Origin of the sequence: Bacillus sp. AM 13(2015) (assembly GCF_001518755.1) — a bacterium.
GTDB lineage: Bacteria > Bacillota > Bacilli > Bacillales > Bacillaceae > Bacillus > Bacillus safensis.
Genome location: NZ_LKCP01000047.1, coordinates 1 through 12902 on the forward strand (window position 1 = coordinate 1; position 12902 = coordinate 12902).

At 40.2% G+C, this 12902-nt stretch carries 11 protein-coding genes and 2 pseudogenes; 8 read left to right on the forward strand and 5 right to left on the reverse strand.

Annotated elements, in window-relative coordinates; translation table 11 throughout:
- Positions 1-89, forward strand: a pseudogene (locus AOQ70_RS20125) (potassium:proton antiporter); the annotation flags it as partial.
- 3 nt (positions 90-92) lie between these two features.
- Entirely contained in the window at positions 93-1316 is a 1224-nt protein-coding gene (locus tag AOQ70_RS06540) for a cation:proton antiporter (RefSeq protein ID WP_059375305.1), read from the forward strand.
- Positions 1317-1354: 38 nt separating this feature from the next.
- Here AOQ70_RS06540 and AOQ70_RS06545 read toward each other — a convergent pair whose 3' ends face one another.
- The 5 genes and pseudogenes from AOQ70_RS06545 to AOQ70_RS06565 all read right to left on the reverse strand — a co-directional run bounded on the left by AOQ70_RS06545 (position 1355) and on the right by AOQ70_RS06565 (position 7244).
- Entirely contained in the window at positions 1355-2629 is a 1275-nt protein-coding gene (locus AOQ70_RS06545; protein WP_039177550.1) for a lysine N(6)-hydroxylase/L-ornithine N(5)-oxygenase family protein, read from the reverse strand.
- 75 nt (positions 2630-2704) lie between these two features.
- Positions 2705-4204 carry a coproporphyrinogen III oxidase gene (locus AOQ70_RS06550; protein WP_039177547.1) on the reverse strand — a complete coding sequence of 500 codons (1500 nt, stop codon included), beginning with the start codon at positions 4202-4204 and terminating at the stop codon, positions 2705-2707.
- A gap of 113 nt (positions 4205-4317) precedes the next feature.
- Positions 4318-5183 (reverse strand): annotated as a pseudogene (locus AOQ70_RS06555) (Cof-type HAD-IIB family hydrolase).
- A gap of 449 nt (positions 5184-5632) precedes the next feature.
- The gene (locus tag AOQ70_RS06560; protein ID WP_024425750.1) at positions 5633-5989 is read right to left on the reverse strand and encodes a YlbF family regulator; all 357 of its coding nucleotides are present in this window, start codon (positions 5987-5989) and stop codon (positions 5633-5635) included.
- Positions 5990-6110: 121 nt separating this feature from the next.
- Positions 6111-7244: a DUF445 domain-containing protein gene (locus tag AOQ70_RS06565; protein ID WP_039177542.1), complete on the reverse strand. Its 1134-nt coding sequence runs from the start codon at positions 7242-7244 to the stop codon at positions 6111-6113.
- A 214-nt stretch (positions 7245-7458) separates the two neighbouring features.
- On the opposite strand from AOQ70_RS06565, the gene AOQ70_RS06570 reads away from it, so the two are divergent.
- The 6 genes from AOQ70_RS06570 to AOQ70_RS06595 all read left to right on the forward strand — a co-directional run bounded on the left by AOQ70_RS06570 (position 7459) and on the right by AOQ70_RS06595 (position 12836).
- Complete coding sequence (locus AOQ70_RS06570) at positions 7459-8571, forward strand: YheC/YheD family protein (protein ID WP_039177539.1); 1113 nt, start codon at positions 7459-7461, stop codon at positions 8569-8571.
- Positions 8528-9886, forward strand: coding sequence for a YheC/YheD family endospore coat-associated protein (locus AOQ70_RS06575; RefSeq protein WP_059375307.1), 1359 nt, complete (start codon positions 8528-8530; stop codon positions 9884-9886). The genes AOQ70_RS06570 and AOQ70_RS06575 overlap by 44 nt, the downstream gene beginning before the upstream one ends.
- Positions 9887-10038: 152 nt before the next feature.
- Positions 10039-10248: a YheE family protein gene (locus AOQ70_RS06580; protein WP_003211787.1), complete on the forward strand. Its 210-nt coding sequence runs from the start codon at positions 10039-10041 to the stop codon at positions 10246-10248.
- 20 nt (positions 10249-10268) lie between these two features.
- Positions 10269-11144, forward strand: coding sequence for a helix-turn-helix domain-containing protein (locus AOQ70_RS06585; RefSeq protein WP_039177533.1), 876 nt, complete (start codon positions 10269-10271; stop codon positions 11142-11144).
- A 142-nt stretch (positions 11145-11286) separates the two neighbouring features.
- Entirely contained in the window at positions 11287-12393 is a 1107-nt protein-coding gene (locus tag AOQ70_RS06590; RefSeq protein ID WP_039177530.1) for an ABC transporter ATP-binding protein, read from the forward strand.
- A gap of 239 nt (positions 12394-12632) precedes the next feature.
- Positions 12633-12836 carry an alpha/beta-type small acid-soluble spore protein gene (locus AOQ70_RS06595; protein WP_039177528.1) on the forward strand — a complete coding sequence of 68 codons (204 nt, stop codon included), beginning with the start codon at positions 12633-12635 and terminating at the stop codon, positions 12834-12836.
- The last annotated feature ends 66 nt before the right edge of the window (positions 12837-12902 follow it).

A 12902-nucleotide genomic window follows, 5' to 3' on the forward strand; every position in this document is an offset into this window, starting at 1 on the left:
TTCAAGCAAATGATACGATGGTCATTTCGGGCGAAAGAAAACACTTGAAGCGATTGGTACGTGATTTTCTTTCTAGAGGGGGAGAGTGATGAATGGATCATTTAGTCTTTGAAGTTGGGACGGCGCTTATTCTTATCGCCATTGCCAGCTTAATCGCCAATAAAATTAAATTTTCTATCATCCCTTTTCTCATTGTCCTCGGAATGATTGTTGGGCCGCATGCTCCAACTATCGGGATTATTGATTTAAAATTTATCGAAAGCACCGAGATTATTTCGTTTTTTGGCAGAATGGGCGTCCTGTTCCTGCTTTTCTATCTTGGACTTGAGTTCTCTGTCGGAAAACTCATTAAATCGGGTAAATCCATTGCAGTCGGCGGATCTATTTATATTTTGATCAACTTCAGCTTAGGACTGCTCTACGGTTTTATCACAGGGTTTGGATTCCTTGAGGTTCTCATTATGGCAGGGGTTATCACCATTTCATCCAGCGCCATTGTAGCCAAAGTCCTTGTCGATTTGAAACGGACGGCAAATCCTGAAACAGAGTTAATTCTAGGGATTATTATGTTTGAGGATATTTTCCTTGCTGTTTATTTATCCGTCGTATCAGGTCTTGTCCTAGGAGATGCCACTACTGTTGGCGGTGCCTTATTATCTATTTTAATTGCTTTTGGTTATATGATGCTTTTCTTTATTATTGCGCGAAAGCTGCCAAAACTATTAAACAAGTTGTTTGATATCCGTTCGAACGAAGTGTTCATCATTGTGATATTTGCGGCTTTGTTCTTTGTCGCTGGTTTCTCAGAAACGATTCATGTAGCAGAGGCTATTGGGGCTCTCTTACTTGGTCTTGTTTTCTCAGAAACAGAGCACTCTGACCGCATCGAGCATCTCGTGGTTCCGTTTAGAGATTTCTTTGGAGCAATGTTCTTTTTCAGCTTTGGTCTCAGTATTGATCCATTTACATTGGGTGATGCCTTCTGGCTTGCGATCGGCGCTGTGATGCTTACCTTAATTGGGAACTTCACTGCCGGAATGTTTGCTGGACGGAGAGCTGGATTTACTCATAAAGCCTCTTCTAATATTGGATTAACCATCGTATCGAGAGGAGAGTTTTCAATCATTGTTGCCGAGCTTGGCATTGCGGGCGGACTTGCCGCTACTTTGAAGCCCTTTGCTGCATTGTATGTCTTAATTCTTGCGATTTTAGGACCGCTCGTAACGAAAGAATCTAAGAAAATCTATCAAATCCTCAACAAAATCTTCAAATGGAAACCTGAAAAACCAAAAGTAAAAAAAGAAACGACGATCTAATAAAAAAGGGGCCCTATGCTTGGGCCCTTTTTTATGTCTTATTCAAATTGCTGAAATGCAGTTTCTTGCTTGACTGGCGCTTCCTCGCCCCCGCGAATGGTTTGAATCACTTTCTGGTTGCGGTAAATCGATAGTTTTAAATTGGTCGCCGCTGTTCCATGAGAATGATCAAGATTCGTGAATGTAAAGAAATGATTTGAGCGCTTGTCTTTGAACACAAGCCTGAAGTCGTCTGTCACTTTAAAATGCGCATCACTTTCCCATTCAATCAAAGGTTCATATGCGTCAAACCATTCAGGGATATTCGGTGTGTACCCTGTAGCTAATACGGCATGATCTGCTGTTATGCTTTTTTCTTTCTTCAGCTGCCACTGTCTGAGGTGCAGCTCTAAGGGCTGCTGCTTTCCTATTTGAATCGCTTCAAGCTCGGTCATTGGCTGAATGATCACAGATGGCTCTTCACCTGAAACAGAGCGATGATACAATTCCTGATAAATGCGCGAAAGCGTCGATGCATCGATGCCATTTCTTAATCCTGTCAGCCTAGGCAATGTGTTCATACGTTCTTCATAAGGAAGCGAATGAAAATACTCGACATACTTTGGTGTAAAAAGCTCTTGGCCAAGCTCAGCCGTCTCCAGCTCTCTAAATTCACTAGAACGCGTAAACCACGAAAGCTGCTGGCCTTTCTTTTGATGCTGAAGCAGGTCTAAGAAAATTTCGGCTGCACTCTGCCCTGAACCGATCACCGCCACCGACTCAGCTTCGTGAAGTGATTTCTGCTGTTCTAAATAACGGCTGCTATGGGTCACATATGGGTATGCTGCTTCAGGCACATCGACCGGAATCATCGGTTTACTTCCTGTTCCAAGCACGACATGCTTTGCACGATACTCAGATAGTGAACCATCTTTCAATCGTCTGACTTTCACAAGGTAGCCTTCTTGGCAGTCCGTCACTTCTTCTACCTTCATCCCAAACTGACAGCTATCTAACTCTCCTGCAACCCATGATAAATACTCATTGAATTCTCTCCGCGGGATATCAAACTGTTCAAATGTATAGAAGCGGTGAAGTCTATTTGATTCATGTAAATAATTTAAAAAGGTATACCTGCTCCTTGGATTCGCCATTGTGACAAGGTCTGCTAAAAAGGAAACTTGTAAATCCGTTCCTTTGATCAGCATACCGGGATGCCAAGCAAACTCAGACTCCTGTTCAAAAAAACAGCATGAGACATCCTCATACTCCTCTAACAAAGCGGCCAATCCTAAATTGGCAGGCCCAACCCCAATTCCGATCACATCTATCATATGTACACCTGCTTTAACTTTTTATCACTTATATACCCTTTTACAAATGAAAAAAACACTGCGTCATCGCAGTGTTTAAACGTGAGAAACAAATAATGATTCAAGGAATTGAATTTTCTCTTCTGTATAGTGTTCATAGCGGTCATTATACGATTTTGGATCTTTTGGATTGGCATACTGTGTAATTTTCCCTGACCGTGGATCAATGAATTTACTTGCTGCACCGCACCCAATGCCAATGATTGTCTGTACTTCTTCCATGATGATGATATTATACAAGCTTTCCTGTCCATCTAATGAATACCCGACATTTTCGAGATTTCCCAAAATATTTTTTTGTCTATATAAATAATATGGGTAATAATGATGCGCTTTCGTCCAAGTGACCGCTTCATCCATCATACGTGTGATTTCTTCTCGGTCTGCTACTTGGTATTTCTCCTTATTGCGCGTCATTTCAGATGCTCTTTTAAAGGAAAGTGTATGCACAGTTAAAGATTCAGGCTTGAGTTCCTCAGTCTGCTGCAAGGAGTGCTGGAATTCTTTGAGCCCTTCTCCCGGCAATCCAATGATTAAGTCCATATTGATATTATTCATGCCGTACTGTCTTGATAAGTGATACTTTTCAATCGTTTCTTCCACACTATGATGCCGGCCAATAGCTTTTAGTGTTTCATTCTCATACGATTGCGGGTTAATGCTAATTCGGTCAATATTGTAGCGGTTTAGCACCTCTAGCTTATCAGGAGAAATCGTATCAGGACGCCCTGCTTCGACAGTTACTTCCCGTATATGCTTCACATCAGGGAACGAGCGATACATTTCTTCATACAGCAAATCCATTTCTTCCGCTGTGATGCTCGTTGGCGTGCCTCCGCCAAAGTAAACGGTCGTCACTTTGATCCCATGTTCTTTTAGCCATTCGCCCATTTTTTGCATTTCATAATGCAGACCAAACAAAAACGTTCCCACTCTACCAGCTTGTCCTTTAATGGCGTAAGCAGGGAACGTACAATAAGCACATTTTGTGGGGCAGAAAGGAATGCCGATATAAATACTCACTTCCTGCTGAAGGTCATACAGATCTGGGATGGCTTTAAGCTGACGGTCGACAATCTCCTGCATCAAATTGATTTTTTCATCATGAATCAAGTAATCACGCTTTAATGTCGCATGTGCATCTTCCTTTGACATGCCTTCTCTCAGCATCTTATGAAGCAATTTCGTAGGACGTATTCCTGTGAGAATCCCCCACTTTTGTGTCATTCCTGTGTGCTCCTGAAGCAAGTGTAAATAAACAGACAGCACTGTGTTTTTGATTTGCTTCCAGCGCTCCTTATCGTTTAAGTTCTTTGGGAGATCCCGTGAAAAACGACTGGTGATATCTGATCCATCGATATAGCCAGACGCTTCCACCATGCCATTTTCTTCCTTCCAACTAAATTCAATGACCAAACCATCATTAAATTCACTTGGTTCAAATATCACTTCACTATCTTCTTCAAATAAATTGGCTATATTGACAAGCGGGCGATGAAATCGTTCATCTGACAGCCCTTTAATTAAAATTCGCATCATATCACCTTTATCTTCAAACTTGTTTCATTTTACAAAATTCATGTAGGAAAAGCAATGAAGGGAACAGACGAAGGCCCTGTCATTTCTTGATTGACAGGGCCTTCACTGTATTATCTTTTAATATCAAATTGATGATAAAATCCTTCTCTTTGCTGCATTCTAAAGTATTCCTTGATCATATAAGCCACACCCTGTTCATCGTGCGAGCGGGTCACCCAATCGGCTTTGCGCTTGACATCATTGGGAGCATTTCCCATAGCAACGCCTAAACCAGCCAATTCAAGCATTGGAATATCATCTGTTCCATGTCCAATAACGACCGTATCTTCTAAAGTAAAACCGAGTGCAGAGGTTAAGAGAGAAAGTCCCGCTTCTTTCGAAACCCCTTTGCAGACAATATTCATTTTCTCATCACTGATCCTAATAAGATCAACAGATGGGAATGCTTGTTGAATGGTCCTGTGAATCTCAGGCTGAAGCTCCGCTGTCGAATATACTTCAATCACTGGTGTACTGACCGGTTCATCCATCAGCATATCACTTAACGATTCAACAAACTGAACGGGATAGAAAATTGGATCAGACGGATGAATGAGCGTCTTTCCCATCAGCTGAGACTGCGTTTTTTCCGGTTGCCGATCGAGAATTTTTCATGCAGCAAGCGGACATTACAATCGAAGCTTTCAAGGATTTGCACAAGATTAAATGTCTTTTCTTCCGTTAATTTTTTCACATGAAGCGGCTCATCGAGTTTATCCGCGATAAATGCACCACTATGCGTCACAAGGGTTGATGTTGGAATCTTCAACGCCTTGGCAATTTTTTGAGCGGAACGAAAATGCCGGTTGGTGACAATCGTCACGTAAACCCCTTTTTTCTTTACATATTCCACAGCTTCTTTTGTAGCGGAATGGATTTTACCATTGGAACGAAGTAACGTCCCATCTATATTGAGTGCAAGTAGTTTTTTTGACACTGAGGCATCCCCCTTCTTGATGACTGTACTTACGATGAGGATATGCCCTAGCTTGGCGCTTTAGAACATGCAGTTGAAAGAGCCACAGGTTATGAATGATTGATAAATAAAAAAAGCCTACCCCTAGGCTTTTTTTTTATGTATGGTTTGGATGCGTTACAATGGAGTGATGAAGCTCCCCATGATCCCCTTATCTTTCACACACCAAAGCATTGCTTATATCAGATCCCCTTATGCTTTGCGTTTCTCCCAGAAGCGCTTCTCTCTCGTTTGGCTCACTGCCTTAAATCCCAAGTGAAACGCACCCAATTGTCCCTTGAGAGCGCCTTTTTGAAAGCACTTTCAATATAAGTATTATCGCAGAATTTATGTGCTTCGACAACCTTTTTTTAAAAGATATTGAGGAGAAAAGATAAAACAAAAAAGGGCGAATGACATCGCCCTTTCCATTAGTTTTCTTCTGGATTCCCATAAAGCTCTTCAAGTGGCTTCATGATAATTTTATTTAATTCACCGATAAGAACACTCACACGTTGTTCCGCTTCCATCAACTGAGAGATTTTGTCGTGCTGCTGAACAAGCGCAACTGTTTTTTGAGCTTGCTCCACTTCTTCTTGTGTGATCTCTTGACCAGTCATTTGTTTTTGTTGAAGGTTTACTTGAATGTCACGGAAGTTCTCAAACATTCTTTTAGAGGACTCATCCGCGTTTACCTCATCATAAAGATTTCTTAAAGTTGAATATTCTTCGCTATGACGCAATGCTTTTTCAAGGTCATATGCAACATCGTAAAGATTTACAGACATGTTATGTCTCCTTTCTATCCGTTATCACCGATATGATCGGCGGACACCACTCCACTATAACAAACTATGGCTTTCGTTTCACATATATACAATGAATTCATTAAAATTTCTCTAGCTTGTCTTAGAATAGAGCCACAAAAACAGCCTGGATAGCACCAATCATCCCGCCTAAAAGACCGCCTAGAAATGTAATCATTTTCAGCTCCTTATTGGAGATGCTGACTACTAGCTCTTCCATTTTTTCAAGCGGGAAAAGTTCAATTTGTTCACGAATGATATCTTCAAATTGCAGCTTAGCAAGCAGACCCTCTAAAGCATTTGAAGCCGCTCCGATCCCCTTATCAATCAACACTGGCGCAAAGTGTGTTTTAAGATCATCCGCGACAGCACTGACGTATATCCCAACAGGTTTGTCTAATATCAGCTTTGTAGAGAAATGAGAAAGCAATTGATTTTTCACACTAAAAATAAGTTCCTTCACATTCCATTTTTCATCAAGCTCATGAAGAGAAAATTGCTTCACCTTGTCCCATTCTTGAACAAGCAAATCGGATAAAAATCTTTTTGTTTCTGCGTTTCTTAAAAACTTGATGATTTCGGGATGTACACGATCAATTAAGCTTGAATTCCCTAGAAACATTTGGACCATACTGCCAAGCATTCCCCGTTCTTTTAAGAAATCATCAATCATATTGCCAAGCCTTGCTTTGCCTTCATCACTTTCAAAATAATGAATGCCTCTCTTTAAAATATAATCTGCTGCATTTGGAATTTTCGATGATATTTTGTTTTCCACTTCTACAGGGAGCAATTCAGATAAAGTTTGCTGGTTATAAGTTTCAAGCAGTGACTTGAGCTTCTGATCAGACCACTGATGGAGCCATTTATCTGCTTTGACATCAGCCTCTGTAACGCCGAATCTTTCTAGCAGGGAGAATACGGTTATCTCCATATTTGCGCCTTTGTCAATATATCGATGGACTGTACGCAGGATCTCTTGCTTTGCCTCGGATGATTCAAATCGCTTTTGAATACCTTCTGGCGTGAGCAAATGCTCCATAACCATGACACCAACCTGCTTGGCTACTTCGTCTCTTCTTTTAGGGATAAGCCCTGGTGTAAATGGAAGCTGTTTTCCGAATAAGTAATATGGCTTATAAGGCCGAAAAAGCATTTTAATTGCAAGATGGTTTGTCGCTGCTCCTATGACTGCGCCGATAACAATCATAAAGATAAACGTTGTGAATATATTCAAAGTCGTCATCTACCTTTCAAACAACACCCGATGTTTATTGTTTTGATCTATACGTATTATAGTTGTTGTCAAGTTTCCAAGCAAATGAAGTATGCAGCGAGACATATGATCAAGCGATCTGTCGTAATGATAAAGGAGCGCAAGCTTTAAGTAAAATCATAAAAAAACGTTTTTGTGATGGTAAAAAAAGAAGTTGAAAAGAAGGTGTTTTTTAATGACAACATTAGGTATTGTAACCCTTTCTCCGCAGTATGAAGAGGCATTTACACGTCAGCTCGCCAAAGCTGCCTCTTCTTATCATTTAAAGGTTGTTCGTTTTACACCACTTGATTTAAAGCCGGCTTCAAATTTGATACAAGGTCAAACATATATGAATGACCAAGGGTTTGCCGACGCACAGTTTCCGATTCCCGATTTGATTTACGATCGATGTCTTTACCGGCATGACGCACAATCTAAAAAAGCAAAACCCATCATGGAATGGCTAAAAAAGTATCCAAAAACAGATTTTTTGAATACCGGCATTTCAAATAAAATGGTGCTATTTGAACAGCTCCGCCTCCTCTCTGCTTTACAGCCATATTTACCTGGCTGCTCTTTATTAAAAGAGCCCTCAGATCTGATCAATATGGTAAGGGAGTGCGGGGCTGGCGGTTATTATAGAATGCAGCCTCTCTCCCAGCAGCATGCAGCATCTACTTACTTCATTTCCTTTGATGGCAAGTCAACATTCACCGTTCAGCTAAGTTCCAATCAAACCATTACATTTTCTCGGGCGTCAGAGATGGAGCGCTGGTGCAAAAAATATGCAGGCCGGTATTTCCTTCAATTTTTCAACACGAGTGATCAAAAAGAACCTTTATTTAATGAAATCAGGATTTTTCTTATGAAAGATTCACAAAATCAATGGAAACGCATGGGGATTCACACAAAATCACCTGCAGAAAATAGTCTTTTAAGTTATACACAAAAATCGGATCCTGTGATAGGCTTTGAACACTATCTACATACATTGCAGCCACACATCAAGGAGCTCCTTTTAGATGATATTGCATCCATTCAGGCATCAATTCCAGCTTATATAGATAAAACGTACTCTCCTTGCTTTGAATTCGCAGTAGACTTACTTCATACAAGTGAAGGCAGGCTGTTCATATCAAATGTCAGATCAAAGCCAGGACGGTCCGCTTTTTTAAAAGTTTACCCTGAAAAGGAACATCAATTGATTCGTACCATTCTTGAACATGCGCAATCGATGATGTCTCAACCGAAGGAGGTTTCTTATGAACAAAAATCGCTGCATCATCGCCCCACACCTCACAAGTGAAAAAACAATTCATCTTCCAGACCATTATAAACAGAAAGAGGCCATCTATTCTCTTGCTCTAGGGTCTCGTTTAGTTGATGGCTTCAACATTTCCTATCATCAGCATCCAAAGAAAATATTATTATCTGAAGATCTATACAGAGATTTACTGATTCCTTACCAATCAAAAGCTGATGTGATCATCATTGACCATACACTTTTTATAGGGCCGTTGATGGGCATTTTCACTGCAGGTTTTGAGCAAAGCACGCAGCCATTAGGAACAAGATCACAATTCTTTATCAAACTGCTGAATTCTTTCAGACAGCATGCTGGTTTTGCCTATCTTTTTGGGTCACATTCTATTGATTGGGAAAAAGGAATTGTAGAAGGATTGTTGTACCAGCAAGGTTCATGGGTTAAAAAACAGCTTCCCCTGCCGTCAGTCATTTATGACCGTCTTCCAAATAGAAAAGCTGCTCAGTCAGCACTCATTCAAGAAACGAAGCGAAAACTCACCCAAGACTATAATATCCCTTGGTTCAACCCTTACTTTTTTAATAAATGGGAGATTCATGAACAGCTATTAACAGATGAAAAAACATGGTCCTTTCTCCCACATTCTGTACAATTAGATCCCATGGACGCTCTAAGTAAAATTGAAACACTTCTCCACCTGCATCAAGTTATATACTTAAAACCGACGAATGGAAGTCATGGAGACGGTATTTATCGGTTAAAAAAGGAAAATCACGGAATCACTGTATGCTCAAATTTTGGAAGGGCTATTCCATATGATTCAATAGATCAGTTTGTTCAAAGGCTGCGAAAAGATCATGCAATTCATGATTTTATTGCACAACAAGGCATTGAGCTTCTTCAAATAGACAATCAGCAGATGGATTTCAGAGTTCATACGAATAAAAATAAAGACGGTGATTGGACAGTCACAGCAGCAGCAGCAAAAATTTCTGGAGATCACACCATCACAACTCACCAGTTACACGGCGGAACGGTGAAAACACTTTATGCTGTCTTTCCAGAAGAAAAGAAACGTTTGCAGATTTTACAGCAGCTTTCTCATACTGCCATCACGCTTAGCCAAGTAATAGATAAAAAAATGACCGGGCATATTGGTGAAATCGGTTTTGACTTAGGCATTGATCAAACAGGCGCCATTTGGATGTTTGAGGCCAATTCTCGCCCTGGCCGAGAGATTTTCCAGCATGTCTCTTTGAAAAAATCAGAATGGCTGATCGGGAAAAGAATCATGGATTTCGCATCTTACCTTTCAGAAACGGCACTCACCACTTCAGATCACGCGAACGTCTACTGACTACATTTTTGCCACATGTCGTGCTCTTAAATTTATGCTTTTTCTATGCTCTTTTCATGAGATGAGATACAATAAAATCAAGTTCAAGGTTGTTTCCGTGTTGTCGTGTTTGTTTATTGTTTCATCAATAAAAGCAAGGAGGCAATGATGATATGATTTCTCATTTTCAATGGAAACCTCTTTTTAAAAAAGCACAATTGCCAGGCTGGAAAATATCCTTTTTCCACAATGGTGCGCATTATGAAGGCATCTACCACAAAACAGGTGACATTGAATGGGGCTCTCAGCTTCCGCCCCATGAAGTTGAACCAACCTTAAAAGAAGAAATCCACGAATTAATGCTATTCCATGTCTATGATTAAACTGTTTAAGGAGCCCCGCCATGTTAGAAAAATTAAAACTTGTTTACGGAGACCATATCATCAGTACACCTACTCATGACAAACAAATTCTTTGGTATCAAACAGACGAAGGCGAAATATTTGGAGTAGACAAATCGGAGATTACAGCAAGAGAAACACTACTTCTCAACTCTTTTCTTACACCGATTGATCTATTTCAAAAAGCGCATACCGAGGGTGAACAAAGATGGTTCAGCTATCTTTTTGAAAACAAACCACTAACTGTCCAACATCCCGTCCGTGTTTATTATTTTCAAATGATCCATCAAGAGGAACAAAGACAGCAAATAAAAGAGGCTGTGAATAACAGCCTCGAACATACTCATTTCATATGGACAGGCCCTGAAACAGCTATGCTGATTCAACCAAATGCTACATCAGAAAATAGTCAATTAGATCAATTAAATGATTTGTCTCTGGCCATTACAAGTGATTTTTTAACAGACTCAGTCTTTATACAAGGGCAGCTGCATTTGCCAAATGACCATTTACAGATGAGATTATTAAATGAACAACAGCTCTTTGTATGCCACATGCAGCGAGAAAAGCTTAGATCAGGGGTTGCCACATTTTATCAATGCCTACCATCGTTCATTTGTTATGATGCATCTGTCCTCTCTCATGCTATATCAGATGCTTTTAAAGAAGCGATTGTTGACCGAGATGTTTACCGCACTCTCATGACCTATATGCAATGTAATTTAAACGCATCCAAAGCAGCAAAAGCATTATATGTTCACAGAAACAGTCTTCAATATCGAATTGATAAATTTATTGAGCGCACTGGGCTAGATATACGACATTTTTCAGAAGCATCGGCTGCTTATTTAATGATGACTCTACTCGATCTTTCATAAAAAACGAAGGTATGAGCATCCTGCCCAAAAATGAAAATAGGATGTTGTGCACGTTGTCCATTTACAGACTCTTCCCCATTTTATACACTTTATTCAACAATAAAGCGCTTTCAAAAAGAGAAACTGGGGAGGCTGACATCAAATGGCTGAAATAATGCTGAATCAAATTTATAAAGTGTATGATAACAAGGTAACAGCAGTAGACAACTTTAATCTACATATAGAAGATAAAGAATTTATTGTGTTTGTTGGTCCATCAGGCTGCGGAAAATCAACAACCCTTCGCATGATTGCAGGTCTAGAAGAAATTTCACAAGGAGACTTTCTGTTAGATGGAAAACGGATGAATGATGTAGCACCGAAAGACCGGGATATCGCAATGGTTTTCCAAAACTATGCATTATACCCTCATATGAATGTGTACGATAATATGGCTTTTGGGTTAAAACTTCGGAAGTTTCCGAAAGCAGAGATTGATGAGCGGGTTCGAAATGCCGCTAAAATATTGGGGCTTGAGCAATATTTAGACAGAAAACCAAAAGCACTGTCTGGCGGTCAAAGACAACGTGTTGCCCTTGGCAGAGCGATTGTACGTGATGCAAAGGTTTTCCTTTTGGATGAGCCGCTTTCTAATTTAGATGCAAAACTCCGTGTTCAGATGCGTGCTGAAATTTCTAAACTTCATCAGCGTCTGCAAACGACATTTATCTATGTGACACATGATCAGACTGAAGCCATGACAATGGCAACCCGCCTTGTTGTGATGAAAGATGGTTTTATTCAGCAGGTCGGAGCACCGAAAGATGTATATGAAAACCCAGAGAATGTGTTTGTAGGTGGATTTATCGGCTCACCTGCAATGAACTTTTTTACAGGAAAGCTCTCTGACGGCGCCATCGCGGTTGGAAAAACTCACATTCGTGTACCAGAGGGAAAAATGAAAGTATTACGCAGCCAAGGCTATATTGGAAAGGATATCATACTAGGCATCAGACCAGAAGATTTTCACGATGAACCAGTATTTATAGAGGCGTCTGAAGGCACAAAAATTAATGCTAACGTAGAGGTAGCTGAATTAATGGGAGCAGAAACGATGCTTTACTCTTCTATCGATGATCAATCGTTTATTGCACGTGTTGATTCTCGTACCGATGTACAGGCGGGACAGTCTATCCCTCTTGCGATTAATATGAACAAAGCCCATTTCTTTGATTCAGATACAGAATTGCGCATACGCTCAGCTGAATAAAAAGATATATAAGCAGCTCCATCACTCATTATTGGGTGATGGTTTTTTGTATGTTGACACAACAACATTTACCATGTTCTTTTCTCGTATGTTTTTTTCGGAAATAACCATAATACTTAGTACAAAGCAGTTACTGCATTGGGTTTCGCCAAGTGGCAAATGACTTGATCATTTCGCTGGTGCGATTCCAGCAAACCCAACCAAAAAAATAAATCATATACAAAAAGGAGAATCACATCATGGCAAATTCTAATAGTTCAAACCAATTACTAGTTCCTGGAGCAGAGCAAGCAATCGATCAAATGAAATACGAAATTGCTTCTGAATTTGGTGTAAACCTTGGAGCAGAAACTACAGCTCGTGCTAACGGTTCAGTTGGTGGAGAAATCACAAAACGTCTTGTGTCTTACGCTCAACAAAACCTTGGCGGAACAAAAGCTTAATTTCATACCTGGATCATAGAAGGCACCTCTTATGGTGTCTTCTTTTTTTGTTTTTGTTTTTATCCC

Bases quoted from the DNA above. Each gene is read 5' to 3' on its own strand.
- AOQ70_RS06540 (WP_059375305.1), top strand. From the start codon at position 93: ATGGATCATTTAGTCTTTGAAGTTGGGACGGCGCTTATTCTTATCGCC.
- AOQ70_RS06570 (WP_039177539.1), top strand. From the start codon at position 7,459: ATGACAACATTAGGTATTGTAACCCTTTCTCCGCAGTATGAAGAGGCA.
- AOQ70_RS06580 (WP_003211787.1), top strand. From the start codon at position 10,039: ATGATTTCTCATTTTCAATGGAAACCTCTTTTTAAAAAAGCACAATTG.
- AOQ70_RS06585 (WP_039177533.1), top strand. From the start codon at position 10,269: ATGTTAGAAAAATTAAAACTTGTTTACGGAGACCATATCATCAGTACA.
- AOQ70_RS06575 (WP_059375307.1), top strand. From the start codon at position 8,528: ATGAACAAAAATCGCTGCATCATCGCCCCACACCTCACAAGTGAAAAA.
- AOQ70_RS06590 (WP_039177530.1), top strand. From the start codon at position 11,287: ATGGCTGAAATAATGCTGAATCAAATTTATAAAGTGTATGATAACAAG.
- AOQ70_RS06595 (WP_039177528.1), top strand. From the start codon at position 12,633: ATGGCAAATTCTAATAGTTCAAACCAATTACTAGTTCCTGGAGCAGAG.
- AOQ70_RS06550 (WP_039177547.1), bottom strand. From the start codon at position 4,204: ATGCGAATTTTAATTAAAGGGCTGTCAGATGAACGATTTCATCGCCCG.
- AOQ70_RS06545 (WP_039177550.1), bottom strand. From the start codon at position 2,629: ATGATAGATGTGATCGGAATTGGGGTTGGGCCTGCCAATTTAGGATTG.
- AOQ70_RS06560 (WP_024425750.1), bottom strand. From the start codon at position 5,989: ATGTCTGTAAATCTTTACGATGTTGCATATGACCTTGAAAAAGCATTG.